At 74.6% G+C, this 25,181-nt stretch carries 24 protein-coding genes; 11 read left to right on the forward strand and 13 right to left on the reverse strand.

Annotation, left to right across the window (positions count from 1 at the left end; genetic code table 11):
• Window positions 1–5 precede the first annotated feature (5 nt).
• On the reverse strand, window positions 6–140 hold the full coding sequence (locus tag AB0B76_RS53850; protein WP_360392568.1) for a hypothetical protein: 135 nt from the start codon (window positions 138–140) through the stop codon (window positions 6–8).
• A gap of 189 nt (window positions 141–329) precedes the next feature.
• Between AB0B76_RS53850 and AB0B76_RS53855 the strand changes: the two genes are divergently transcribed.
• Entirely contained in the window at window positions 330–1,115 is a 786-nt protein-coding gene (locus AB0B76_RS53855; RefSeq protein WP_360392571.1) for an NAD(P)H-binding protein, read from the forward strand.
• On the opposite strand, the gene AB0B76_RS53860 is transcribed toward AB0B76_RS53855, so the two are convergent.
• From AB0B76_RS53860 to AB0B76_RS53870, 3 genes are all read right to left on the reverse strand, one after another.
• The gene (locus AB0B76_RS53860; protein ID WP_360392574.1) at window positions 1,098–2,255 is read right to left on the reverse strand and encodes a DUF6585 family protein; all 1,158 of its coding nucleotides are present in this window, start codon (window positions 2,253–2,255) and stop codon (window positions 1,098–1,100) included. The two genes, AB0B76_RS53855 and AB0B76_RS53860, sit on opposite strands and share 18 nt — an antisense overlap.
• A 70-nt stretch (window positions 2,256–2,325) precedes the next feature.
• Window positions 2,326–3,009, reverse strand: a complete 684-nt coding sequence (locus AB0B76_RS53865) for a response regulator (protein WP_360392577.1) — start codon at window positions 3,007–3,009, stop codon at window positions 2,326–2,328.
• A complete protein-coding gene (locus AB0B76_RS53870) occupies window positions 3,006–4,034 on the reverse strand; it encodes an ATP-binding protein (protein ID WP_360392579.1) in 1,029 nt (342 codons plus the stop codon). Before AB0B76_RS53870 ends, AB0B76_RS53865 begins: the two co-directional genes overlap by 4 nt.
• A 75-nt stretch (window positions 4,035–4,109) precedes the next feature.
• Here AB0B76_RS53870 and AB0B76_RS53875 point away from each other — a divergent pair, with 75 nt between their 5' ends.
• Window positions 4,110–5,501: a serine hydrolase domain-containing protein gene (locus AB0B76_RS53875; protein ID WP_360392581.1), complete on the forward strand. Its 1,392-nt coding sequence runs from the start codon at window positions 4,110–4,112 to the stop codon at window positions 5,499–5,501.
• Here AB0B76_RS53875 and AB0B76_RS53880 read toward each other — a convergent pair.
• Window positions 5,498–5,929, reverse strand: coding sequence for a CGNR zinc finger domain-containing protein (locus tag AB0B76_RS53880; RefSeq protein ID WP_360392583.1), 432 nt, complete (start codon window positions 5,927–5,929; stop codon window positions 5,498–5,500). The two genes, AB0B76_RS53875 and AB0B76_RS53880, sit on opposite strands and share 4 nt — an antisense overlap.
• Window positions 5,930–5,989: 60 nt before the next feature.
• Here AB0B76_RS53880 and AB0B76_RS53885 point away from each other — a divergent pair, with 60 nt between their 5' ends.
• The 3 genes from AB0B76_RS53885 to AB0B76_RS53895 all read left to right on the forward strand — a co-directional run bounded on the left by AB0B76_RS53885 (window position 5,990) and on the right by AB0B76_RS53895 (window position 8,887).
• On the forward strand, window positions 5,990–6,838 hold the full coding sequence (locus AB0B76_RS53885; protein WP_360392586.1) for an alpha/beta hydrolase: 849 nt from the start codon (window positions 5,990–5,992) through the stop codon (window positions 6,836–6,838).
• Window positions 6,839–6,863: 25 nt separating this feature from the next.
• Window positions 6,864–8,321 carry a M28 family metallopeptidase gene (locus AB0B76_RS53890; RefSeq protein WP_360392589.1) on the forward strand — a complete coding sequence of 486 codons (1,458 nt, stop codon included), beginning with the start codon at window positions 6,864–6,866 and terminating at the stop codon, window positions 8,319–8,321.
• A 107-nt stretch (window positions 8,322–8,428) separates the two neighbouring features.
• A complete protein-coding gene (locus tag AB0B76_RS53895) occupies window positions 8,429–8,887 on the forward strand; it encodes a DUF4396 domain-containing protein (RefSeq protein ID WP_360392592.1) in 459 nt (152 codons plus the stop codon).
• A 261-nt stretch (window positions 8,888–9,148) separates the two neighbouring features.
• Here the strand turns inward: AB0B76_RS53895 and AB0B76_RS53900 are convergent, their stop codons facing one another.
• Window positions 9,149–11,773, reverse strand: a complete 2,625-nt coding sequence (locus tag AB0B76_RS53900; RefSeq protein WP_360392594.1) for a hypothetical protein — start codon at window positions 11,771–11,773, stop codon at window positions 9,149–9,151.
• Window positions 11,774–11,856: 83 nt separating this feature from the next.
• Here AB0B76_RS53900 and AB0B76_RS53905 point away from each other — a divergent pair, with 83 nt between their 5' ends.
• Window positions 11,857–13,353: a Na+/H+ antiporter gene (locus AB0B76_RS53905; protein ID WP_360392597.1), complete on the forward strand. Its 1,497-nt coding sequence runs from the start codon at window positions 11,857–11,859 to the stop codon at window positions 13,351–13,353.
• An 11-nt stretch (window positions 13,354–13,364) separates the two neighbouring features.
• Entirely contained in the window at window positions 13,365–14,306 is a 942-nt protein-coding gene (locus tag AB0B76_RS53910; protein WP_360392600.1) for a zinc-binding dehydrogenase, read from the forward strand.
• Window positions 14,307–14,330: 24 nt separating this feature from the next.
• Here AB0B76_RS53910 and AB0B76_RS53915 read toward each other — a convergent pair whose 3' ends face one another.
• From AB0B76_RS53915 to AB0B76_RS53925, 3 genes are all read right to left on the reverse strand, one after another.
• Window positions 14,331–15,812: an ATP-binding protein gene (locus tag AB0B76_RS53915; protein ID WP_360392603.1), complete on the reverse strand. Its 1,482-nt coding sequence runs from the start codon at window positions 15,810–15,812 to the stop codon at window positions 14,331–14,333.
• A 10-nt stretch (window positions 15,813–15,822) separates the two neighbouring features.
• A complete protein-coding gene (locus AB0B76_RS53920; RefSeq protein WP_360392605.1) occupies window positions 15,823–17,178 on the reverse strand; it encodes a sodium:proton exchanger in 1,356 nt (451 codons plus the stop codon).
• Window positions 17,179–17,257: 79 nt separating this feature from the next.
• Window positions 17,258–18,883: an FAD-binding dehydrogenase gene (locus tag AB0B76_RS53925; protein WP_360392608.1), complete on the reverse strand. Its 1,626-nt coding sequence runs from the start codon at window positions 18,881–18,883 to the stop codon at window positions 17,258–17,260.
• Between the two features lie 75 nt (window positions 18,884–18,958).
• Here AB0B76_RS53925 and AB0B76_RS53930 point away from each other — a divergent pair, with 75 nt between their 5' ends.
• The gene (locus AB0B76_RS53930; protein WP_360392611.1) at window positions 18,959–20,002 is read left to right on the forward strand and encodes a helix-turn-helix domain-containing protein; all 1,044 of its coding nucleotides are present in this window, start codon (window positions 18,959–18,961) and stop codon (window positions 20,000–20,002) included.
• Window positions 20,003–20,007: 5 nt separating this feature from the next.
• Here AB0B76_RS53930 and AB0B76_RS53935 read toward each other — a convergent pair whose 3' ends face one another.
• Window positions 20,008–20,598, reverse strand: a complete 591-nt coding sequence (locus AB0B76_RS53935; protein ID WP_360392614.1) for a TetR/AcrR family transcriptional regulator — start codon at window positions 20,596–20,598, stop codon at window positions 20,008–20,010.
• A 71-nt stretch (window positions 20,599–20,669) separates the two neighbouring features.
• Between AB0B76_RS53935 and AB0B76_RS53940 the strand changes: the two genes are divergently transcribed.
• Complete coding sequence (locus AB0B76_RS53940; protein WP_360392616.1) at window positions 20,670–21,044, forward strand: ester cyclase; 375 nt, start codon at window positions 20,670–20,672, stop codon at window positions 21,042–21,044.
• Between the two features lie 2 nt (window positions 21,045–21,046).
• Here AB0B76_RS53940 and AB0B76_RS53945 read toward each other — a convergent pair whose 3' ends face one another.
• A complete protein-coding gene (locus AB0B76_RS53945) occupies window positions 21,047–21,397 on the reverse strand; it encodes a DUF4267 domain-containing protein (RefSeq protein WP_360392618.1) in 351 nt (116 codons plus the stop codon).
• Window positions 21,398–21,468: 71 nt separating this feature from the next.
• Here AB0B76_RS53945 and AB0B76_RS53950 point away from each other — a divergent pair, with 71 nt between their 5' ends.
• Both AB0B76_RS53950 and AB0B76_RS53955 read left to right on the forward strand, forming a co-directional pair.
• Window positions 21,469–22,041 carry a TetR/AcrR family transcriptional regulator gene (locus AB0B76_RS53950; protein ID WP_360392621.1) on the forward strand — a complete coding sequence of 191 codons (573 nt, stop codon included), beginning with the start codon at window positions 21,469–21,471 and terminating at the stop codon, window positions 22,039–22,041.
• A gap of 88 nt (window positions 22,042–22,129) precedes the next feature.
• Window positions 22,130–23,524 carry an aminotransferase class V-fold PLP-dependent enzyme gene (locus AB0B76_RS53955; protein WP_360392623.1) on the forward strand — a complete coding sequence of 465 codons (1,395 nt, stop codon included), beginning with the start codon at window positions 22,130–22,132 and terminating at the stop codon, window positions 23,522–23,524.
• 1 nt (window position 23,525) lies between these two features.
• Here AB0B76_RS53955 and AB0B76_RS53960 read toward each other — a convergent pair whose 3' ends face one another.
• The gene (locus AB0B76_RS53960; RefSeq protein ID WP_360392625.1) at window positions 23,526–24,461 is read right to left on the reverse strand and encodes an NADP-dependent oxidoreductase; all 936 of its coding nucleotides are present in this window, start codon (window positions 24,459–24,461) and stop codon (window positions 23,526–23,528) included.
• A complete protein-coding gene (locus AB0B76_RS53965; RefSeq protein WP_360392627.1) occupies window positions 24,458–24,886 on the reverse strand; it encodes a MarR family winged helix-turn-helix transcriptional regulator in 429 nt (142 codons plus the stop codon). Before AB0B76_RS53965 ends, AB0B76_RS53960 begins: the two co-directional genes overlap by 4 nt.
• Window positions 24,887–25,181 lie beyond the last annotated feature (295 nt).

Below are 25,181 nucleotides of genomic sequence, written 5' to 3' on the forward strand. Positions count from 1 at the left end.
GGCGATCACACCGACGTTGATAGCAGCCCGCCCGCCCCGCCGGCCAGCGGATTTTCTGCGCCGGTCCATCGGCCGCGGCCCTGCTTCAACCACTCCGGCGGCGTGTCGAGGCGCACACCGCAAACGTTGGAGTCGATCACGCAGCGTCATCTACGGTGGAGTTACTGAATCGATCCAGAGAGGAGTTGCTCATGCTTCCGCTGCCCAACGTCCAGCCCGCCGAGGCTCGCCGGCTCCTGCGCGACGCGTGGCGCCGGTTCGACGACTGGACCCTGCGCGTCTTCAACGCGCGCTAGTCACATTCCCGGCCGTTCGCGGGTCGGGGTGGTATGACCACTGCAATCCTGCTCACCGGCGGCACCGGGACGCTCGGCCGCCTGCTGCTGCCCCACCTGCGCGAGGCGGGCCGCCCGATCCGGGTCCTGACCCGGCGGCGGCCCGCCGAACAGGCCCCCGGCGTCGAGTACGTCCCCGGCGACCTGGCCACCGGCGACAACGTCGAGCGGGCCGTCGACGGCGCGGCGACAATCGTGCACTGCGCCGGCTCGGCCAAGGGCGACGACGTCAAGGCGGCCAACCTGCTGCAGGCGGCGGTCCGGGCCGGGGCCAAGCACATCGTGTACATCTCGGTCGTCGGGGCCGACCGCGTCCCCGTGCGCAGCGCCATGGACCGCATGGCGTTCGGGTACTTCGCGGCCAAGCGCGCCGCCGAGGTGCTCGTCGCCGAGTCCGGCATCCCGTGGACGACCCTGCGGGCCAGCCAGTTCCACGAGCTGACCCTCGCCACGGTCCGGCAGCTGGCCCGGATGCCGGTGGTCCCCGTCCCGGCCGGCGTGCGCTTCCAGCCGGTCGACGGGGCCGAGGTCGCCGCGCGCCTCGCCGAGCTGGCGCTGGGCGAGCCCGCCGGGCTCGTGCCGGACCTGGCCGGGCCGCGCGCGTACGGCTTCGACGAGCTCGTCCGTTCCTACCTGCGCGCGGCCGGCCGGCGGCGGCCCGTCGTGCGGATGCCGATGGGCGGCGGCGCGTACCGCGCGATCCGGGAAGGCGCGAACCTCGCCCCGGACCGCGCGGTGGGCCGCCGTACGTGGGAGGAGTTCCTACAGGGGAACGTTTGAGGCCGGCTGGCCCGCCATCCGCTCGACGAGCGTCGCGAAGGTCAGGAAGTTCGGGATGGTGCTGACCTTCCGGCCGCCGAGGATCGCCTTGCCGTCCCGGCGGCTCAGCCGCAGCGCGCCGTTGGCGACCTTCAGGCCGCCGATCTCCGACCACGGCGCGCTCTTGCCGCCGTTTGTCACGCCCGCGTTCGTCAGCGTGTACGCCCCGAAGGGGATCGGGCGGCCCGCGTGCAGGTACTGCAGCGCCCTCGGCACCTGTACCCGGGCCACCTGCTCCTGCAGGATCGGGCCGAGCACGCGCATGTCCGCGGAGAAGTTGTTGAGGGTCAGCGCGCGGCCGTCGGCGAACTGGAGCGCGTAGATGTAGTTCGTGTTCGTCGTCGCCCCGTACACCTGCTGCCGGATGATCGACTGGTAGATCGTGACGATCTGGTCCCATCGGTAGGCCTGCACGCCCGCCGCGGTCGCCCGCACGAACCCGTGGGCGAACAGGTGGAAGCCGAGCTGGCGGGCCTTCTTCGACACCAGCGGCGAGCGCACCAGCACGGCGACCCACGCGGCCACCGGCACCAGCGCGATAAGCCCGAAGACGACGGCCTGCGTCCCGCCCCGGCCGGCGGCGAGGGCGAACATGAGGATGCCGACGGCCGCGAGCAGACCCACGTAGACCAGCGCCGCGGAGCGCTTGCCAGGCTGCAGCGAGGTCACGTACCCGCCGAGCTGGGCCTGCCACGCGGCCTGGACGGCGTCCGCGGGGATCGTCGGCGGCGGCGGGTTCGCGGGCGCGGCCGGGTCCGGCGGCAGCGGGATGCTCAGCAGCTCGCGGGTCGCCTGCCCGGCGGCGGCCGACTCGCGCTCGCGGCGGCGGCCGCCGGCCAGCTGCGCCCCGGCCAGGCCGAGGAACAGCACGGCGATGCCGCCGCCGCTCAGCGCGCCGGTGGTCCGCTGCGACGACAGCTCGTCGTCGAAGGAGTTGACGGTGCGCGTGCCGCTGTCGGAGATGTGGACGCACTGGTCGCCCGGCGACATGTCGTGGCCGTCACAGCTGACGCTGCTCGAGGTGGCGAGGAAGGCCGCGAGGGCGAGGCCGGCCACGCCGACGACGGCGCCGATGACGGCGCCGCGATAGTGCGGGATCATGATGTCCCCCGGGGTGAAAGAGGTGGGTGCGCCATGACACCACATCCCGGTCCCGCGTGTTGTCCCGCCGCTACGGGGTGAGCTGCAGGCGGTAGCCGATCCCGGGCTCGGTGACGAAGTAGCGCGGCCGCGACGGGTCCGGCTCGAGCTTGCGGCGCAGGTTGGCGAAGTGCACGCGCAGGTAGTTGGTCTCCGTCTCGTACCGCGGGCCCCACACCTCGCGCAGCAGCCGCTTGTGCTCCACGAGCTTGCCCTCGTGCCGGGCCAGCACCTCGACCAGGTGCCACTCGGTGGGGGTGAGCCGGATCACGGTGCCGTCCGGGGCGGTCGCCTGCTTCGCGGCCAGGTCCAGCCGGAACGCGGGCGTGGCGAGCACGGGCGCCGACGGGGCCGGGGCGGCGCGGCGCAGGGCCGCACGCATGCGCGCCAGCAGCTCGTCCATGCCGAACGGCTTGGTCACGTAGTCGTCCGCGCCCGCGTCCAGCGCCGCGACCTTGGTGGGCCCGCCGTGCCGGGCGGAGAGCACGATGATGGGCACGCTGCTGTACCCGCGGATGCCCGCCACCACGTCGAGCCCGTCGAGATCGGGCAGGCCCAGGTCGACGATCACGAGGTCGGGCGGGTGGTCGGCGGCCACGGCAAGGCCCCCGGCGCCGGTGCCGGCGGTCAGCACCCGGTAGCCGCGCGCGGCGAAGTTGAGCCGCAGCGCGCGCAGCAGCGGCTCGTCGTCGTCGATGATGAGGACGCTGCTCATGCTCCGGGCAACTCCACCGTCATCGTCAGGCCTCCACCGGGCGTTTCGGACGGGGTGACCGTGCCGCCCATGGCCTCCGTGAACCCGCGCACGATGGCCAGGCCGAGCCCGAGCCCGGCCCCGCCGCGGTCCCCGAGGCGCTGGAACGGCTCGAACAGCGCCGCCCGTTGCGCCGCCGGCACGCCCGGGCCGTTGTCGGCGACGGCCAGCCGGACCCGCGACCCGTGCGCCGCGCCGGTGATGTGCACGCGCGGCGCGGCCGCGAGCGAGTTCGCGACGAGATTGGCCAGCACCGTGGTCAACAGCCCCGGATCGGCCCGCGCGAGCGGCAGGTCATCCGGTACCTCCAGAGCCACCCGGTCGCGCGCGTGCTCGGGATCGGGCAGGTGCAGTACCACCTCGGCCGCCACCGCATCGAGAGCGGTCGGCTCCGGGTGCGCCGACAGCACCCCGGCGCGCAGCCGGCTCAGCGAGAGCAGGTTCTCGACCAGGGCCGTCATGCGGTCGGTCGCGTGCTCGACGGTGGCCAGCAGCTCGGCCCGGTCGTTGTCGGAGAACCGCAGGTCGGGGCTGCGCAGGCTCGACGCGGCGGCCTTGATCCCGGCCAGCGGCGTGCGCAGGTCGTGGCTGACCGCGTCGAGCAGCGCCGTGCGCAGCCGGTCGACCCCGGCCAGTTCCCGGGCCCGGCCGACCGCCGCGCGCTGGCGCTCCACGACGTCCATGGCCACCGCGACCGCGGCCGCCACGAGCACGTACACGACCAGCGCGATCGCGTTGTCGAAGCTCGCCACGCTCAGCGTGTGCAGCGGCGGCACGAAGAAGAAGTTCAGCAGCAGGTCGGCGGCGACGGCGGCGCCGAGCGCGGGCCAGAGCCCGCCCGCCGCGGCGGCGGCGGCGACCGGCACGAGGTACAGCAGCGTGACCGAGGCCAGGGACAGGTGCCCGCGCAGCGGTTCGAGGACCGCGGTCGCCGCGGCGAGCCCGGCGGCCGCGACCACGGTGCCCCGGGCACGGCCGCTGCTCATCCCCCCATCCTGACAGTGTCCGAATTGGCGGTTCGGGGGTACGGCGACCCCACCTCGGATGCAACAATCCCCGCCGTGTCCTCTGATCTCCGATTCGGCCGGCGCGCCATCCTCGGTGGCGGGCTCGCCGCCTCCGTCGCCGCGCTCGCCGGCTGCGGCGGTGACCCGGCCCCGCCCGCGGGGGCCGACCCGTCGGGCTCGGCCTCCGGCGTCCCGGCCGACGCGGCCGCGGCCGAGCCGGTCGCCGCCGACGGGGTGGCCGGGCTGTCCGCATCCGGCTCGCCGGGCGCGGCCGTCTCCGGGCAGGTCCTGTCCGCGCCGTACAGCGGCAAGCTCGTCGACACCCTCAAGCACTACCTCGTGCCGACCACGGACAACCCGAAGCACCCGGGCTACGCCGGGGCGGTCGTGCTCGTCAACGTCGGCGGCAAGGTGACCACGCTCGCCGCGGTGGGCGACGCGCTGCGCTACGGCGCCGGCCCGGTCGAGCTGGCGGCGAAGTCCCGCGTGGCGATGCGCCCCGACTCGATCTTCGACGTGGCGTCGGTCACGAAGGTCTTCACCACGATCCTCGCCCTGCAGCAGGTCGACCGGGGCAGGCTCGACCTGGCCGCGCCCGTCGCGCAGTACCTGCCCGCCTTCGACGGCCCCGGCAAGTCCGCGGTCACCGTGCAGATGCTGCTCACGCACACCAGCGGCCTGCCGGTCGGCCCGTCGATCCCGGAGACGTCGAAGAAGCCGGACTACGCGGCCCGGTGGGAGTACATCGTCTCGACCCCGCTCGCCGACGGCGTCGCGCCCGGGACCCTGTTCCGGTACACCAGCCTCGGCCTCCTGCTCACCCAGCAGATCCTCGAGAAGCTCACCGGCAAGCCGCTCGACCAGCAGGTGAAGGGCGAGCTCACCGGCCCGCTGGGCCTGCGCGACACCGGCTTCAAGCCGCTCGGCTGGCTCAGCGCCGCGGACAAGGCCAACCGCCTGGTGGCGACCGACGCCCGCTCGTCGCGCGGCCTGCTGCGCGGCACCGTGCACGACGACATCTGCAACGTCCTCGGCGGCGTCGCGGGCTCCGCGGGCATCTTCACCACGGCGGCCGACCTGTCCGTGCTCGGCCTGATGCTGCTCGGCGGCGGGCAGTACAACGGCAAGCGCATCCTGTCCGAGGCCACGGTCCGCAACATGCTGACGAACAAGAACTCGGGCCTGCCGGCCACGGACGTCGACCGCCCGAACCGCTCCTCGACGCACGGCATCGGCCTGGAGCTCGACCAGTCCTGGTTCATGGGCCGCCTGGCCGGCTCCGGCGCCTACGGCCACACCGGGTTCACGGGCTGCGAGATCGTCGTCGAGCCGCGCCGCAAGCTGGTGCTGGTCCTGCTGACGAACCGGGCGCACCCGAACTGGAGCTGGGCGAACCCGGACCCGACCCGGGTCGCGGTCGCCGACATCCTCGCCGACGCGATCTAGACGGTGCGGTGGCGCTGGTAGTACCGCGCCACCCGCGCCCGGTTACCGCAGCGCGCGGCCGAGCACCACTGCCGCCGCGGGTTCGCGGGCAGGAACAGCTGGATGCAGTCCGGGGCGGCGCACTGCTTGATCGCGGTCACCGACGGTGACGCCAGCAGCTCGGCCGTCGCCTCGGCCAGCCGCGCCGCGGCCTGCTGCGCGGGCGAGCCGTCGCGGGCCCGGGTCAGGGTGCGCCCGTCCAGCACCGGGTACGCCGGCGCCGCCCGCATGATCGCGTTGAGCCGATCGACGTCGGCGGGGGCGGGCGTCCCCCCGTGCCGGGCGGCCTCGACAGCCCGGGCGGCCAGGGTGCGTACCTCGCGGACGGCGGCCGGCACCTCGTCGTCCCCGTCGGCCGGCCGGCTGTTGATCAGGTCGAGGACCTCCACGCCGACTAATGATACACATCACCGTTGACGCATTAGTGGGCGACGCCCTATGACTAATGCATGAATCGGCTTCCGAAGCATGTGCACGACTTCGTCGACGTCGGCGGCGTCCGCGTCTTCTACCGCGCCGCCGGGCCGGCCGACGCGCCGCCGGTGCTGCTCCTGCACGGGTTTCCGTCGGGCTCGCACCAGTACCGCCGGCTCATGGACGCGCTCGGCGACCGTTTCCGGCTCATCGCGCCCGACTATCCCGGGTTCGGCTTCACGGAGGCGCCGGAGGGTTTCCGGTACACCTTCGAGGCCCTGACCGACGTCATCGACGGCTTCGTCGCGGCCCTCGGGCTCGAGCGGTTCGTCCTGTACGCGTTCGACTTCGGCGGCCCCGTGGGGCTCCGGCTCGCCGCGCGGCACCCGGAGCGCATCGCCGGGCTGGTGCTGCAGAACGCGAACGCGTACGAGGAGGGCCTGAGCGACCTGGCCCGCGCGACGATCGCGGCGGACGAGGTCGGCGAGCTGTTCACCGAGCCCGTGACCCGGGGCCAGTACGAGGGCGGCGTGCCCGATCCGCGCCTGGTCGACCCGGCCGGCTGGACCCTCGACCAGCACTTCCTCGACCGGCCCGGCCGCGTGCGGGCCCAGACCGAGCTCGCCCTGGACTACCGGGGCAACGTGGCGCAGTACCCGCGGTGGCAGCGGTACCTGCGCGAGCACCGGCCGCCGGCGCTGATCGTGTGGGGTACCAACGACGCGTTCTTCACCGCGGCGGGCGCCCGGGCCTACCTGCGCGACCTGCCCGGCGCCGGGCTGCACCTGCTCGACACCGGCCACTTCGCGCTCGAGGACCGGCTGCCCGAGATCGCCGCGCTCGTCGAGGACTTCCTGATCCATCGAAGCTTATTTACTTCCTGACGGAGCCGGGCCAGGATGCGGAGGCATGCAGACCGATCGCGAACCACCCACCAAGCCGGCTGCCACGCGGCGCGCCCTGCTCACCGCGGCCACCGCCGCCGTGCCCGCGGCCGCCCTCACCCTCGCCGGCACCACCCCGGCCCACGCGGAGCCGGCCGCCGGCCTCGACCTGGACACCGGCCCGGGCCGCCGCCCGGCCCCGCAGGCCCCGGACCGCGACCTGCGCCGGCTCCTCGGCGAACTCGACGAGCACCGCATCCGCGCCACGGTCACCCGCCTGGTGGCCTTCGGCACCCGCCACACCCTGTCGAGCCAGACCGACCCGGCCCGCGGCATCGGCGCCGCCCGGGACTGGCTGTACGCCCAGTTCCAGGCGGCGGCGGCCGCATCCGGCGGGCGGATGACGGTGGAGCTGCAGTCCTTCGTACAGCCGCCGGGCGCCCGCAACCCGGAGCCGGTCACGGTGACGAACGTGGTGGCCACCCTGCGCGGTACCGTCGCGCCGGACCGCATCCACGTCGTCTCCGGCCACTACGACTCGCGCGTCACCGACGTCATGAACTTCACCGCCGACGCCCCCGGCGCGGACGACGACGCCTCGGGCGTGGCCGTGGTCCTCGAGCTCGCCCGCGTCTTCGCCACCCGGCCGGTGGAGTCGACGATCGTCTTCGCCGCGTTCGCGGGGGAGGAGCAGGGCCTGTTCGGCTCGACGTACATGGCGGCCCAGTTCAAGGCGGCCGGCGCCAAGGTCGCCGCGATGTTCAGCAACGACATCGTCGGCGCGAGCCAGGCCTGGGACGGCACCCCGCCCGACCCGCGCACCGTACGCCTGTTCGTCGAGGGTGTGCCCACGAGCGAGACCGCGGCCCAGGCCGCCACCCGCCAGAGCGTCGGCGGTGAGGACGACGGCCCGTCGCGCCAGCTCGCCCGCTTCGCCCGCGACGTGGCCGAGAACGACGCCACGGGCATGCGCATCCGCGTCGTGTGGCGCCGCGACCGCTTCCTGCGCGGCAGTGACCACATTCCGTTCCTGCAGCAGGGGTACCCCGCGGGCCGCCTGACCGAGCCCCGCGAGAACTTCGACCACGAGCACCAGGACGTGCGCGTCGAGAACGGCACGCAGTTCGGCGACCTGCCCCAGTTCTGCGACTTCGCGTACATGACCCGGGTCGCGAAGGTCAACGCGGCCACCCTCTGGTCCCTGGCCCAGGCCCCGGCCACCCCGGCGGGCGTGGGCATCGTGGCCGCGGTGCTGACCAACGACACGACGCTGCGCTGGACCCGGGGCGCCGAGCCGGACCTGGCGGGGTACGAGGTGCTGTGGCGCGACAGCACCGTCCCGGACTGGACCCACGTCATCCCGGTCGGCGACGTGACCACGGCGACGATCCCGGTGGCCAAGGACAACGTCCACTTCGGCGTGCGGGCGGTCGACAAGGCGGGCCATCGCAGTCCGGTCGCGTACCCCCAGCCCGTGACCTGAGTCCGCATTTTCCCGAAATCTCCGGGATCCAGCTCGGCGTGGGCCGCATCACTTCGCTGTAATACCCCCCGGGGGTATGCTCACCGGCGACGGATCGGAGGTTCGCGATGGAGATGCACACCCACACGAGCTGGGCCGCGGCGGCCCGGGCGACACTGCACTGCCTCACCGGTTGCGCCATCGGGGAGGTGCTCGGCATGGTCATCGGCACCGGCCTCGGCCTGCACAACGCCGCCACGGTCGTGCTGTCGGTGGTCCTCGCGTTCGTGTTCGGCTACGCGCTGACCATGCGCGGCGTGCTGCGGGCGGGTGTCGGTCTGCGCGCCGCGCTGGCCGTCGCCTTCGCCGCCGACACGGTGTCGATCGCGGTCATGGAGATCCTGGACAACCTGGTGATCGTGACCGTGCCGGGCGCGATGAACGCCGGCCTGACCAGCGCGCTGTTCTGGCTCTCGCTGGCGTTCTCTCTGGTCGTCGCGTTCGTGCTGACGACTCCGGTGAACCGCTGGATGATCTCGCGCGGCCGGGGCCACGCAGTGGTCCACCAGTACCACCACGGCCACTGAGCAACGGCGGCGCAGGCGTCGTCCGGACGGTCCGGCCCGGCCGGGTTCAGGCGGTCGTCACGAAACAGCGGCGGCGCAGCGGTCATACGGTCGTCGTCGAGCGGCGGCGGCGATCCACGGCGCAGGCGTCGCCACCCCCGGGTTGACCGGTGGATGCGTCTCGCCCGGCCGGGTCGCGGGTCGTCAATGAACAGCGGCGGCGCAGGCGTCGTCACTCCGGTTGACCGGTCGATGCGTCTCGCCCGGCCGGGTCGCGCGGTGTCACCGAGGGGTGGCGCCGATGCTGGCCACGGCGGCGGTGCAGGCGTCGAGCCACACGTCGTCGTCGTGACCCCAGGAGTCGTCGCTGTGGGGCTGCCGGTCGGGGGCCGCGATGGCCGCCTCCAGCAGCGGGAGGGCCCCGGCGGCCGCGGGGCCGATCGTGGCCAGGCCGCGCACCGCCTCCAGGCCGCGCGGGCTGTTCGTGGCGTGCTCCAGCAGGAGCGGGACGACGGGGGCCGGGTCGGCGGTGGCATGCCAGTACGCGATTGCGGCCCGCATCGACTGCCACTCGTCCTCGTCCGTGAACATGGCGAGCAGGCGCGGGGCCAGGGCGGACGCCGCGCGACCGGCGGCGGGCAGGGCGTGCAGGGCCTCGGTGCGCTGCCAGGCGCGCGGCGCGTCGAGGGCCGCCTCGGCCGCGGCCAGCAGCGGGTCCGGGTCGCCGGTGAGACGTGCGTAGGCGGCCGCGGCGGGCAGGCGCACGGTCGGCTCGGCGTGCTCGAGCAGCGCGGCCAACTCCGGCACCGCACCGGCCCCGGCCGGACCGAGCGACCCGAGCGCCTCGATCGCGGCGGTCGAAGGGTGCTCCGGCCCGAGACAGCCGCGCAGCACCGAGACCAGCGCCGCGAGATCGCCGGGACCGGCGGGGCCGGCCGCCGGCCCGGCGCCGGGGGCAGAAGCGGCGGGATCGCCCGCCGACCGAGCGGGCCCGGCGGCGCCGAGCGCGACGCGGACGTCCGAGTCGGGCAGAGCGTCGGGTTCAGGGGAGTGCGACGGGCTCACGGCGAGGTCGAGAGTGTGCGACGGGCTAGCGACGAGCTCGAAAAACGCCGGCGGGCTCGCGTCGGCCGCAGCAGCGTGATCAGAAACCGGCGTCGGGCTCGCGTCGGCCGCGGCGGCGTGGTCGGCCGGCGGCGTCGGGCCGGCGTCGGTAAGAGCGGCGTGATCAGAAAGCAGCGTCGGGCTCGCGTCGGCCGCAGGGGCGTGGTCGGCCGGCGGCGTCGGGCCGGCGTCGGTAAGAGCGGCGTGATCAGAAACCGGCGTCGGGCTCGCGTCGGCCGCGGCGGCGTGGTCGGCCGGCGGCGTCGGGCCGGCGTCGGCAAGAGCAGCGTGATCAGAAAGCAGCGGCGGGCCCGAGCCGGCGGGAGCGGCGTGATCAGCAGCGGGAGCGGCGTGGTCGGCAAGCGGCGCGGGAGCGGCCAGCAACCGAGCGGCCGTCGCAATCAGCAGGTTCTGCTCGAACCCCGGCCGGGCCCGCCCGATCGCCGCGATCAGACCGGCCCGCGTCCGCGCCGCCCACGGCCCGAGCCGAGGCAGAGCCGGCTGCAGCGCCTTCAGGTCGAAGACCAGTGCCGTCACCGGCGCCGTGGCCGAGCCCAGCTGCTCGCGGACCGCGCGGCGCCAGCCCACGGCCGGGTTGCGCTCGGTCGTCGCGGCCGTCAGCGCGCTCAGCCGCTCCGACCCCGACAGCTCCGAGAGCGACGGCACCGCCGGTGCGGCCAGGACCCGCGCGATGAAGGCGTCCGCGCGGGTGTCCTGCAGCGAGACGAGCGCCGTCAGGGCCCGGGCCGCCGTCGCGTCCAGGCCCGGTCCGCGCGAGGCCACGGCCCACAGTGCGTCGGCCACCGGCGGGTTGCCCATGCGACCCGCGGCGGCCAGGTGGGACGCGGCCCAGTAGCGCACCGTGGCGTCGGGGTCGTCCAGGCGGGCGGCCAGCAGCGGGGCGAGGGCGGGGGCCGCGGCGCGCCAGGTGCGCATGGGTTCCTCGGCGGCGTAGGCGGCGCCCGCGCGCACCAGGGGGTCGGGGTGCTCCAGCCAGGCGGCGAGGATGCGCACCTGGGCCGGCCAGTCGCGCTCGGCCGCGCTCAGGACCCAGGCCAGCGGGTCGTCGCCGTCCCACGGCAGGCGGGCCACGTCGGGCAGGGTCGCGGGGGCGTCGGCGGCCAGGACGGCGGCGAGCTCGGGGCGGACCGGCGCCGGGCTCTCCCGCACGATGTGCGCCATGGCCGCGGTCACCCGTGGCAGGGGAGCGGGGTCGGCCAGGAACCGCGCGTCGGTCACGCCGCGGCCGTTGAGGGCCAGGATCGCCGCGGCGCGCACCACGGGGCTCGCGTCGGCCGTGGCGCAGTCGCGCAGCGCGGCGGTGTCGGCGGCGTCGTCGACCGCGGCGAGCACGTAGGCGGCCGTGGCGCGGGTGTCCTCCGCGGCGCCTGCGGACAGCAGGCGCAGGTAGGCCGGGCGGCCCGCGGCGACCGCGATGTGGGCGGCCGTCACCCAGGCCAGCTCCCGGGCGATCTGCGCGGTGACCTCGGCGGTGCCCTGCTCGGCGGCGGGCAGGAGGCGCTCGTGCACGTCGAGGTAGGACGAGCCGCGCGCGATCGACGCCAGCAGGTGCAGCACCCCGGCGGTGTCGGCCTCGGGGGCGTCGAGAACCTCGATGAGGAACGGTACGGCGGGCGCGGTCGCCTCGTAGACGGTGCCCTGGTGCCAGATGTTGCCGTACAGAGCGTGCAGCGCCTCGGCGTCGCCCGTCGCCAGCCGGCGCAGCAGGTCGGGGACGTCATCGGCCTCGCCGTAGGCGTGGCTGAGGTCCGGCCAATCCACCGCATCGAGTTCTGTCAGCACGCCCGGCACGCTACCCGGTGGGTACGACACTTTTTTCCGCGGCGCCGTCTAGAGTTGGCACCGGCTGAGCAGATGAGGCGAGTGTGCAGAGCGTCGAAACCGTCCTGGCGTTGATCGTGCTCGCCACCGTCGTGGCCGTTTCCGCCCGCCGGTTCCGGGTGCCCGCCCCCTCGCTGCTCGTGGTCGCCGGCGTCGCCGTCGGGCTGCTGCCGTTCGTGCCGCGGGTGAGCATCGACCCGCAGGTCGTCGCGCTCGTCGTCCTGCCGCCCCTGCTGTACGCCGCCGCCGAGGACCTCTCCTGGCGCGAGCTGCGCCGGGTGTGGCGCCCGGTCACCATCCTCGCGTTCGGGCTCGTGCTCGCCTCGGCCGCCGCCGTCGGGCTCGTCGCCGCCGCCCTCACCGGCCTGCCCGCCGCCATGGCCTTCGTTCTCGGCGCGATCCTGGCCAGCACCGACCCGGTCGCCGTCACCGCGCTCGGCCGGCGCCTGCCGCTGCCGCCCCGGGTCAGCACGCTCCTGCAGGGCGAGAGCCTGTTCAACGACGCCACCAGCCTGGTGCTGTTCCGGGTCGCGGTGGCCGGGGCGGCGGCCGGCGGGGCGCTGTCGTGGCAGCGGGCGAGCGGCCTGTTCGTGCTGCTCGCGGGCGGCGGGGCGGCCGTCGGCGCGCTCGTGGCCGCCTGCGTCGCGGCGATCCGGCGCCGCACCGAGGACCCGGTGCTGGAGACGGTGATCGCCCTGCTCACCCCCTACACCGCGTACGTCGCCGCCGAGGCCGTCCACGTCTCCGGCATCACCGCGGTCGTCGTCGCCGGCGTCATCCTCGGCGGCCTCGCGCCCGGCCTCACCAACCCGGGCATCCGCCTGCAGCTGCACGCCGTGTACGGCACCGTCGTCTTCCTGCTCGAGTCCGTCGTCTTCGCCGTCATCGGCCTCACCCTGCCCGGGTTCGTCGCCGACGTGGCCACCGACCCGCCGCGGCTGCTCGTCGAGGTCCTCGCGGTCACGGCGACCCTGCTCGCCGTGCGGGTGCTGTGGGTCTTCCCGCTGGCCGCGTTCGGCGGCGGGTCGCTGCGCGGCGCCGCCGTCGTGTCGTGGGCGGGCGCGCGCGGGGTGCTGCCCCTGGCCGCCGCGCTGTCGGTGCCCCTCGACCTGCCCGGCCGCGAGCTCACCGTCACCATCACCGCCGCCGTGATCGTCCTCACCCTCACCGTGCAGGGCTTCACGCTGAGCCCGCTGGTGCGCCGCTCGGGCATCGCCGCCAGCGGCGCCGACCAGCGGGCCGAGGAGATCCGCGCCGACTCCGCCACCGCTCGTGCGGCGCTGGCCCGATTGGAAGAGCTGGATTCGGTACCCCCTGAGCCCGCCGCGACCCTCCGCCGCGCCCTGCGCCACCGCATCGACGCACGCCCCGAACCGGCGCCGGAGCACACCCCCCTGCCCGCGGTCCGCCGCGAGCTCATCGCCGCCGAGCTGCGCGAGCTCGACCGGCTCTACGCGGAGGGCGAGATCGGCGACGCCACCCGCCGCCGCCTCCAGCGCCGCCTCGACCTGCGGGACACCGCGCTCGGTGAACCTGAGTAGGCTGGGCGGTCGTGCGAGCGATCCAGTGCACCAGGTTCGGCGGCCCCGAGGTCCTCGAGCTCGTGGAGACCGAAGAGCCCCGCGGCGAGCTGCTCGTCGACGTCGCCGCGGCCGGGGTGAACTTCGCCGACACGAGCCGCATCGCCGGCACCTACCGGCCCGCGCCCGCCCTGCCGTTCGTCCCCGGCACCGAGGTCGTCGGCCGCACCGGCGACGGGCGGCGGGTCCTCGCGCACACGTTCGCGGGCGGCGGTTTCGCCGAGCGTGCGGCCGTCGCGGCCGATGCGGCGGTGGCCGTACCGGATGAGGTCACCGACGCCGAAGCCCTCGCGCTGCTCGTCCAGGGGCTCACCGCCTGGCACGTCCTGCGCAGCTGCGCCCGGCTCGCCGCGGGGGAGACGGTCGTGGTCAACGCGGCCGCGGGCGGGGTCGGCTCGCTCGCCGTACAGCTGGCCCGGCACTTCGGCGCGGGCCGGGTCATCGCCGCGGCCTCGACGCCCCAGCGGCGCGCGCTCGCCCTGTCCCTCGGCGCCGACGCGGCCGTGGACGGCGCCCCCGACGGCTACGCCGAGCGCGTCCGGGACGCCAACGGCGGCCGCCCGGTCGACGTGGTGCTGGAGTCCGTCGGCGGCCGGGTCTTCACGGCCGGGCTGGACGTGCTCGCCCCGTTCGGCCGGCTCGTCACCTTCGGCAACGCCTCCCGCGAGGGCCGCCCGCCGCTCGACCCCGGCGAGCTGTCCGACCGCAACCTCGCCGTGGCCGGCTTCTGGCTGCGCCCGGCGCTCGAGGTCCCCGGCGCCTACGCCGAGCCCCTCCAGGCGATGTTCCGCCTGGTCGCGGCGAAGGAGCTGCGCCCGCCCGCCGGCGCCGAGTACGCGCTGCACGAGGCCGGCCGCGCCTTCACCGACCTGCTGGCCCGCCGTACCACCGGCAAGGTCCTGCTCCGCCCTTAGACGGCCGCACTTAGACGGCCGCCCTCAGACGGCGGCCGCGGCCGGCAGGGTGAAGCAGATGCGCGCGCCGCCGGTGTAGGCGGAGTCGAGCCAGATCCGGCCGCCGTGGTGCTCGACGATGCGCTTGCAGATCGCGAGGCCGATGCCGGTGCCCGGGTAGACGTCCCGCGGATGCAGCCGCTGGAAGATCACGAAGATCTTGTCCTCGAACTGCGGCTCGATGCCGATGCCGTTGTCCTGCACCGAGAAGCGGTGGAAGCCGTCCTCCGGCTCGACGCCGACCACGATCTGCGGGTCCTCGTCGGGCTTGCGGAACTTCACCGCGTTGCTCACGAGGTTCTGCAGCAGCATGGCCAGCAGCGTCGGGTCGCCCTTGACCACGGGCAGCTCGCCGCACTCGAGGGAGGCCGACTCCAGCCGGACCTCCAGGTCGGAGCGCACGCGGCGCATCGTGGCATTGAGGTCGACGTCGGCCACGTTGTCGTACACGCGGCCGACGCGCGAGAAGGCGAGCAGGTCGTTGATGAGTGCCTGCATCCGGGTCGCCCCGTCGACGGCGAAGGCGATGTACTGGTTCGCGCGCTCGTCGAGCTGCTCGGCGTACCGACGCTGCAGCATCTGACAGAAGGAAGCGATCTTGCGCAGCGGTTCCTGCAGGTCGTGGCTGGCGACGTAGGCGAACTGCTCCAGGTCGGAGTTGGAGCGCCGCAGCCGCTCCTCCTGCCCCCGGCTCTCGGCCAGCGCGGTGACGATCCGCTCGCGCATCGCCTCCACGTCGGCGCCCAGCGCGGCGAGGTCCGGCGGCCCCGCGGCCGGCACGTGGTGCTCGAAGTCCCCGTCGGCGACCCGCCGCACCGAGTCCTGCAGGCGCTCGAGGGGCCGCAGCACGACCCGCTGGAGCATCACCGCGATGACGAACAGGCCGACGAGCAGCCCGGCGACGATTATGGCGAAGATGGTGTCGCGGCGGTGGCGGGAGCTGTCCAGGGCCTTGCGCCCGGCGCTGCGGGCCGCGTCGACCCGCTGCTGCAGCACGCCCGCGTCGCCGCGCAGCGCGTCGAACGCCGCCTTGCTCGACACGACCAGCGGCGACCGCGGGTCGGGGTTCGCGATGAGGGGCTGGGCGTACGCGGTGCGCCACCCGGCGGCCGCCCGCTCCACGGCCTCGAGGCGCTCCAGCGCGCTCGGCTCGTCGGCGAGCAGCTGACGCAGCCGGTCGGCGATGCGCTGCTCGGAGGTGACGCCCTCGTTGTACGGGTCGAGGAACTGCCGCTCGCGGGCCAGCACGAACCCGCGCACGGAGGTCTCCTGGTCGACCAGGGCCGCGCCCAGCTCGACGACGGCGGTGGCGGCGGGGGAGATGCGCAGCTGGAGGCGGTCGGAGACCCGGGTGGTGTCGGCCAGGGAGGCGTACCCGGCCCACGACCCGAGCGCGATGAGCAGCGTCATCGCGCCGAGGGTCAGGGCGAAGAGCCGCTGGCTGGTGAGCCGCCGTCGATCCGTCACGCGTGGCAGATTACGACAGGTGGGGCCCCGCCGCCTGATCGGCGCCGACGAGCTCCCTGAGCCGGGTCCGCAGGCGGAGCCGGCCGCCGCCGGTCGTGGTGCAGTGCAGGTTCTCGCCGAGCTGCCGGTACGGCGTGCGCAGCCCGTCGCGCAGCATCGGCACCAGGCACGCGCGCTTGCGCACGACGGCAACGGCGGCGAGCGCGAGGTACACCGCGCTGAGCGCCACCAGCTCGTCGTCGTGCCACCGCGCCAGGATGACCGCGCCGAGCACGAACTGCACCAGGAACAGCCCGAGCAGCGTCAGCGCCGCCCGCAGGCTCAGGGTCAGCTCGAGCAGCAGCGCGATCGCCAGCAGTGACTGGGCCGCGGTCAGCAGCAGCTCGCCGCGCTGGGCGGGCTCGATCGGCAGGCCTGAGGTACCACCGCTGGACACCGCGAAGACCACAGGCAGCGTGCCGACCAGCAGCGTCCACTGGTTGACCTTCGAGGACACCAGGGCGCCGAGCGCCTCGGTGGTGTGCAGGCGGTACGCGTACAACCCGGCCACCAGCAGCTCGGGCGCCTCCGAGGCCAGCGGCGCCACCCACTGCACGAGCAGGAACTGGCTGATGCCCAGCTGCTGGCCGGTGTCGACGAGGCCCGCCGCGAACGGCTCGGCGGCGAGCAGGATGACCGCGGCCGAGACGACGAACAGCGCGACGACAGTGGTGCGGCGCGGGACCTTGGCCAGCCCGCCGACCCACGCCGACGGCCCGATCAGCTCCGGCTCGCCGGCCGGGGCCCGCGACACCCGCCAGCTGTAGGCGACGAAGACCGCGACGAGCACGGCGGTGTCCCACAGCGTGAGGGTCCGCTTGAAGGGCAGGATCAGGCAGTACAGCGAGGCGATGGTGAGAAACGCGAGCGGTACGGCGTCGGCGCGGCCCAGGGTGATCCCGCGCCGCTTCGAGCGCCGCCACGCGATGAGCACGACGGCGACCCAGCCGATGCCGACCAGGATCCGGTTGGCGCCGGTCATGTTGGCCAGCGCGAGGGAGCACGCGGGGGTGCCGTCGCCGCCGGGCGGGTGGCAGTCCGCGCCGTACTGCGCCGCCGCCTCCCCGCCGCGCCAGGTGAAGACGAAGTCGACGGAGTACTCGGGCAGGACCGCGATGAGGGCGAGGACGGCGACGGCCAGCCCGGCGGACACGTCGACCTGGGCCGCCTCGGCCGCCCAGGCGAGCACGAACGCGGCCCCGATGATGGCGCCGCCGAACACGAGCGCGGCCGCGGGGGCGGGCAGGTGCACGCCGGCGAGCGCGACGACCACTCCGGGGACCGTCGCCGCGAGTGCCAGCAGGCCCGGAAGGGGCGGTCGTCGCATGGTCGCCGATGCTACCGGCGCGGTGGCCGGACCGCCCGGTGCGCGCCGCGCGGCGCGCTCCCGGCCGCGGCCGCGGTGCTCAGACCGCCTCGGCGGCGGCGCGGCCCGCGGTGCGGCCCGAGAACAGGCAGCCGCCCAGGAACGTTCCTTCCAGCGAGTTGTACCCGTGCATGCCCCCGCCGCCGAAGCCCGCGACCTCGCCCGCCGCGTACACGCCGGGCAGCGGACTGCCGTCGGCGCGCAGCACCCGGCCGGACAGGTCGGTCTCGAGCCCGCCGAGCGTCTTGCGGGTCAGGATGTTCAGGCGCACCGCGATGAGCGGCCCGGCCTTCGGGTCCAGCAGCCGGTGCGGGGAGGCGACGCGGATGAGCTTGTCCCCGCGGTACGACCGCGCCCCCCGTAGCGCCGTGATCTGCGCGTCCTTCGTGAACGTGTTGGTCATCTCGCGGTCGCGGGCCTCGACGGTGCCCTTGATTGCGGCGGCGTCGAGCGGCACGCCGGGCTCGAGGCGCTGCATGCCGGCGATGAGCTCGTCGAGCGTGTTCGCCACCACGAAGTCGGCGCCGTGCTCCTTGAACGCCTCGACCGGTCCCGGCGCGCCCTTCTTCACGCGCTGCAGCACCTGGCGGACGCTGCGGTTGGTGAGGTCGGGGTTCTGCTCGGAGCCCGACAGCGCGAACTCCTTCTCGATGATCTTCTGGGTGAGGATGAACCAGCTGTGGTCGTACCCGGTGGCGGTGATGTGCCGCAGGGTGCTCAGCGTGTCGAAGCCGGGGAAGCACGGGGCCGGCAGCCGCCTGCCCGTCGCGTCCAGCCACAGCGACGACGGCCCGGGCAGGATCCGGATGCCGTGGTTGGGCCAGATCGGGTCCCAGTTGCGCAGGCCCTCGGTGTAGTGCCACATCCGGTCCGGGTTGATGATCCGCCCGCCGGCCGCCTCGGTGATGCCGAGCATCCGCCCGTCGACGTGCGCGGGCACCCCGGCGACCATCCGCCGCGGCGCCGGGCCGAGCCGCTGGGGCCACGCCTTGCGCACGAGGTCGTGGTCGCCGCCGATCCCGCCCGACGTGACGATGACCGCCCCCGCCGACAGCTCGAACTCCCCGACTGCGGCGCGGGAGCTGCTCTGCCCGCGCGCGACGGTGCTCGGCTCCAGGATCGTGCCGCGCACCACCCCGCCGGGCCGCAGCTCGTCGACGCGGTGCCGGAAGCGCAGCTGTACCTTGTCGGCGGCCCGGACCCGGCGCTCGAACGGCTCCACGACGCCCGGGCCGGTGCCCCACGTGATGTGGAAGCGCGGTACCGAGTTGCCGTGCCCGTCGGCCGGCCCGCCCCCGCGCTCGGCCCAGCCCACCACCGGGAAGAGGCGGTGGCCCATGGCCCGCAGCCAGGCGCGCTTCTCGCCGGCCGCGAAGTGCACGTAGGCCTCGGCCCAGCGCCGCGGCCACTCGTCCTCGGGCCGGTCGAACTGGGCGCTGCCCAGCCAGTCCTGCCAGGCGAGCTCGGCCGAGTCCTTGATGCCCATCCGCCGCTGCTCCGGCGAGTCCACGAGGAACAGCCCGCCGAACGACCAGAACGCCTGCCCGCCGAGGCTCTGCTCGCCCTCCTGGTCGAGCAGGATGACCCGCTTGCCCGCGTCGGCCACCTCGGCCGCCGCCACCAGCCCGGCGAGCCCGGCCCCGACCACGATCACATCCGCATCCACCCGACCAGGCTAGGCACCCGCGTGCCAAAATCGTTGGTGCCCGAAACACATTTTCCGCCGGAGTTTGTCACCCCGGTGACAACAACGGTGCTGACCGCGGTCCGCGCCGCGATGCGCGAGCAGGGCCGCTCGCTCACCGGCGGCCAGGGCCACGGGCTCACCCTGGGTGTCGAGACCGCCGTGGCGACGTTCATCTCCGGCGCCGACCTCGCCCCGACCCTGTCGCTCTTCGCCGAGCTCGGCCGCACCGAGTACCGCGAGGGGCACCGCGTCGACGCGCTGCGCTCGATCCTCACCCTGGGCGCGCAGACGTTCTGGGCCGCGCTCGTGGAGCGCCCGGGGCCGCTGCAACCGCCGCAGTTGTACTCCACCGCCGCCGCCCTGTTCGGCTACGTCGACGCCCTCGCCGGCGCGGCCGCGGAGGGATACCTGGACGAGCAGCGGGACGCGGCCCGGGACTGGGCGCAGGTCCGCCGCCGCCTCATCACGCTGCTGGTCCAGCCCGAGCCGCCGTCCGAGCCGGCGCTGGCGGCCGCCGCCGAGGCCGCGAGCTGGCCGCTGCCCGCGCAGGTGTGCGCGGTGAGCGTCGAGGGCACCGACGCCGAGCACCTGGCCCGGGCCGCGGGCGGCGGGGCGATCGCCACGGTCATCGACGGCGCCACCCGGCTGCTGAGCGCGGGCCCGCTGGACCGCGCGCTGGCCGGCCGCCGCGCGGCGATCGGCCCGACGGTGCCGGTGCGGGAGGCGCGGCGCTCGTACCGCATCTCGCGCAAGGCCCTGGAGCTGCAGCAGGCCGCGCGGCTGCCCGACGGGGTGCTGGACTGCGACGACGTGCTGGTACCGCTGCTGCTGGGCTGGGAGCCCGGGGTCGCCGACCGCCTCGCCGCCCGAGCCCTGGCTCCCCTGGCCGCGCTCTCCCCGGCCGCCCGGCGCCCGCTGACCGAGACGCTGCACGCCTGGCTGCGCTGCCAGGGCCAGGTGATCCCGGCGGCGCGGGCCCTGCACACCCATCCGCAGACCATCCGGTACCGCCTGCGCCGCCTCCGCGAGCTGTTCGGCGACCGCCTCGACGATCCGGACGAGCGCCTGGCCCTGCAGCTCGCGCTGACGGCCGCGTAGCCGTTCTATCCGGTGCGGTAGACCAGGCGGGCCAGGAAGCGGTCGACCTGCTCCTCCAGCGGGGGCCAGGACCGGCCGGGCTGGTTGACGCGCATCGAGATCGCCCCGTGGACGGCGGTCCGCAGGTCCAGCGCCACCGTCGCCGCGTCGTCGGGCGGGGCGTCGCCCGCGTCCATGCACCGCTGCACGGCCGCGGTCGTGCCCGCCGCCACCTCCTCCCGGAAGCTCATGTCGGCGCGCTGGTGCAGCGTCGTCTCGTGCAGGACCTTGAACAGGCCCGGATGCTCGTGCGCCCACGCCCCCAGCACCAGCGCCCGGGCGCGTAACCGTTCCCGTGGGCCGGCCGCCGCGGACTCGGCCTCGGCGGTCGCGGCGGCCAGCTCGGCCTGGCACTGCCGGAGCGCGGCGAGCACGAGCGCGTCGCGGTCCGCGAAGTGCAGGTACACCGACGTCGCCGCGATGCGCAGCTCCCGTGCCACGGCGCGCAGGGACAGCGCCTGGTCGTCACCGAGCTCGTCGAGCAGGCGCAGGGCCGTACGCACGATCTCGGCCCGCAGCCGATCGCCCTGGCCGCGCGGGTTCCGTCCGCGTTCCACGCGCCCATTGTAGGACAACGTTCGTTGCGCTACGGTCGTAGCGCTACAGCTGTACAGTTATCTTCGAGGGGATGGTCATGGACAACAAGGACGTCGTGCGCGCCTTCTACGACGCGGCGATCAACCGCAAGGACTACTCCGCGGCGGCCGGGCTCGTCGGCCCGCGGTACACCCAGCACAATCCCCGCATCGCCGACGGCCTGGCCGGGCTGGAGGAGTTCGTGACGGGCCTGCGGCGGGACTTCCCGGCGCTGCGGGCGGACGTGCGGCGGCTCGTGGCCGAGGGCGACCTCGTCGTCGGGCACGTCCACGGGGTGCGCGTGCCGGGACAGCCGGGCACGGCGATCGTCGACATCTTCCGTCTGGAGGAGGGCCGCATCGTGGAGCACTGGGACGTGATGCAGCCGATCCCCGAGGAGGCGCGCAACGCCAACGGCATGTTCTGACCTCAGGCCAGGAAGAGCAGCGCCGCGCTGATCAGGACCACGATCGCGGTGGCGAAGTGGATGCCGAACGCGGCCGCCTTCGTGCCGCCGTTGCGCAGCACGATCGCGGTGTCGCCGAGCGGGACCAGGGCGACGACCAGCATGTACCAGGCCTCGGCCGTCGTGCCCGCGAAGGCGAGCAGCGCCAGGCCGATCAGGCCGAACGTGATGTCGCGTACGCCCTTGACCGCGAGGTAGGCGCCGTCGCCGGGCACGCCGTAGCCGGTCGCGGCCGGGCGGGGCTGCAGCAGGAAGCGCCCGCCGATGAACAGGATGAACAGGTTGAGGACGATCGCCAGGCCATTCGCCAACATTTCGGAAGCCCTTCGCTAGCGTTGCTAGAAGTCCTGTCGATGCTAACGCTAGCGGTGCTAGAATTGCAAGCATGACTAGCGAAGGCCGGCGGGAACGCGAGCGGGCACTGCGGGAGCGGCTGATCGTCGCGGCGGCGCGGGAGCTCGCCGAGGCGCAGGGCTGGGAGGCGGTGACGACGCGGCGGCTGGCGGAGCGGGTGGAGTACAGCCAGCCGGTCCTCTACAGCCACTTCAAGAGCAAGGACGCGATCATGGCGGCGGTCGCCGTCGAGGGGTTCGCGGACCTCGCGGCGGAGCTGCAAGCGGTCCGGGCCGCGGCCGGCGGGGACCGGGCGGCCCTGGCCGCGGTGGCGGCGGCGTACCTCGGGTTCGCCGACCGGCGGCCCGCGCTCTACGACGCGATGTTCGCCCGGGCCGTCGACCTGCCCTTCGCCGCCGAGGAGACCCCGGCGCCGTTGCGGGCGGCGTTCGGCGCGCTGGTGTCGGCGCTGACCCCGTTCGCGGGCGGCGACGACGTGGAACTGCTGACGGAGACGCTGTGGGCGGCGCTGCACGGGCTGGTGACCCTGACCCGGGGCGACCGCCTGCCGCGGGAGCAGCAGGACCGCCGCCTCGCGATCCTGCTGGCGCGCTTCACGACCTGAACGCCCGGCGAGGTCGGCCGGGGCGGGGTCCGCCACTTCGGAGGTGGACCTCGACGCGAGTGGCTCCGGAGGGGGCAGAGTGGACCCCATGAGTGCGCACAAGGACGCCTACGACGCCGCCCTCGCCGCGGCTGACTCGCACGCCCGGGCCTGGCTGGGCTCGCTCGCCGGGCGGGCCGTGCCCCCGCGCGCCGACGCCGACGCGCTCGCGTCCGTCGTCGGCGGGCCGCTGCCCGCGGAGCCGGCCGACGCCGGTGAGGTCGTCGACCTGCTCGCCCGCTCGGCGGAGCCGGGGCTCATGGCGATGCCGTCCGGGCGGTTCTACGGCTGGGTCATCGGCGGCACGCTGCCCGCCGCGCTCGGGGCCGACTGGCTGGTCAGCGCCTGGGACCAGAACGGCGCCATGCGGTTCCCGACGCCGGCCACCGCCGCGCTGGAGGAGGCGGCCGGCGCCTGGGTGCTCGAACTGCTCGGCCTGCCCGCCGGGGCCGACGTCGGGTTCGTCACCGGCGCCACGATGGCCAACTTCACCGGCCTGGCCGCCGCGCGGCGGCGGGTGCTCGCCCGGCAGGGCTGGGACCTCGACTTCGACGGGCTGTTCGGGGCTCCGCGCATCCGCGTGCTGGTCGGGGAGGAGCGGCACGACACGCTCGATCTGGCGCTGCGGTACCTCGGCCTGGGCGCCCCGACCCCGGTCGCCGCCGACGAGCAGGGCCGCATCCGCCTCGACGCGCTCGCCGAGGCGCTGCACGACGCCGGTGCGGAGCCCACCATCGTGTGCCTGCAGGCCGGGAACGTCCACAGTGGAGCGTTCGACCCGATCGGCGAGGCCTGCGAGCTCGCCCACGCCCACGGGGCCTGGGTGCACGTCGACGGGGCCTTCGGGCTGTGGGCGGCCGCGTCGCCGGGGCTGCGCGGACTCGTGCCGGGGCTCGAGCGCGCCGACTCGTGGGCGACGGACGGGCACAAGACGCTGAACGTGCCGTACGACTGCGGGATCGCGATCGTCGCCGACCCCTCGGCGCTGCGGGCCGCGATGGGCGTCGAGGCCAGCTATCTCATCGAGCCCGCGGGCCCCGGCGGGCCGGCCGACCCGTTCGAGAAGGTGCCCGAGCTGTCCCGGCGGGCCCGCGGGGTACCGGTGTGGGCCGCGCTGCGTTCGCTGGGGCGCAGCGGGGTCGCGGACATGGTGGACGGGTTCGCGCGCAACGCCCGCCGGCTGGCCGGGGGCATCGCCGCGATCGACGGCGCCGAGGTGCTCAACGACGTCGTGTTCACCCAGGTGTGCGCCACGTTCGGCGACGACGAGCGCACGGCCGCGGTGACCCGGGCCCTGCTCGCCGAGGGGCGCGCGTGGATGTCGGGCTCCCGCTGGCGCGGCCGCACGATCCTGCGGGTGTCGGTGAGCAACTGGTCCACCGACGACGACGACATCGACGAGTCCCTGGAGGCCCTGCGCCGCGCGGTGGCCGCGACGGCCTGAGTCACGGCAGGAGGACGATTTTGCCCCGGGTGTGGCGGCGATCCACCTCCTCGAAGGCCTTCGCCACGTCGTCCAGCGCGTACGCGGCGGCGATCGGGATCTCCAGGGTGCCGTCGGCGACGAGCCCGGCCATGTACGTAAGAACATCCACAGTGGACGCGTCCTCGCTGCCCTCGGCCTTCACGCCCAGGCGCTCGGCGGCCTGGAAGGCGATGATGGTGTTGATGCGGTCCTTCGGGATGCCGAGCTCGAGGGCGAGATCGACGTACTGCGGCCCGAACAGGTCGATGAACGCGTCGATGCCCTCGGGCGCCGCCGCGCGCAGCCGGTCCGCGAGGCCCTCGCCGTAGGTGATCTGCTCGGCGCCGTGGGCCGCGAGCCAGTCCCGGTTGGACGGTGAGGCGATGGCCAGGACCCGGGCGCCGAGGTGGTGCAGCAGCTGGACGGTCAGGGTGCCGACCCCGCCGGCCGCGGCCGACACGGCGATCGTCTCGCCGGACCGGGCGCCGACCGCGCGGGTCGCGGCGTAGGCGGTGCAGGCCACGACGTAGAGGGCGCCCGCCACCTCCCACGACAGCGCCGCCGGCTTCGGGATGAGCTGGGTGACCGGCACCGCGGTGTGGGTGGCGTGGCTGGAGCGGGTCCAGGAGAAGCCGAGCACCTCGTCGCCGGGCGCGAACGCGGTAACGCCGGGGCCGGTCGCGGTGACCACGCCGGCCAGGTCGCTGCCCTCGCCGCTGGGGAGCGCGGTCCTGTACTTGAACTCGAGCGCCCCCGTGCGGATACCGCTTTCCCCGGGGTTGACGCCAGCCGCGCGCACGGCGACGACCACCTCACCGGGGCCGGGTGACGGCATCGGGATCTCGGTCACGTACAGCACCTCGGGCCCGCCGAAGGTGTCGAACCGCACGGCGCGAGCGGAAGGGGATGCAGTCATGTTCGTCTCCAGTTGCGCAGGGTGGAAAGGGTGCGGGCGAAGCTGCGCAGGGCGCTACCCGTCAGCGCGCCGCCGAACCACACGGCCAGCTCGGCGTCGAAGATCTCCTCGCCGGCCCGGAGCGCGGCCGAGCCGGCTCCGGTCAGCTCCACAATGGACGATCGCCGGTCCTCGGGGTTGGGCCGGCGCTCCAGCAGGGCCCGGGCGACCAGGCGGTCGACCGCCTGACTGGCCCCGCCGATGGTGATGGACAGGGCGTCGGCGATGTCGTTCACCCGGCACGCCTGGGTGCGGGCCACCACCTGCAGCACGTTGAGGCTGCCGAGGGGCACCGCACCGGCGGCCCGCAGCCGCGCGTCGATGCCGTTCCACAGGTCGGTCTCGAAGCGCACCAGGTCGTCGAAGAGCCGCCGAAGGTCCGTCACTCGAAGTACATTAGCACTAATTACATTAGGTCTAATGTTGTTACGGTCACACCGGGGGCCACCTGGTGTTACTGATCTGTTACATGCGCTCGCCCCCCGGGGGAGGTATGTTCGCGGCGTTAACAAACCCCGACACCCTGCGCGCACACCCCGTCTCCCGATAGGAAAGGAGGCGTCAGGGATGGGCAAGACCCTCAAGATCCTGGCCGCCACCGCCCTGGCCGTCACGCTGGCCGCGACGTCGGCTTGTAGTGACACCCGTAAGGACGACACCGCCGGCGGTGGTGACAGTGGT

The sequence above is a fragment of the Dactylosporangium sp. NPDC049140 genome (genome assembly GCF_040648435.1).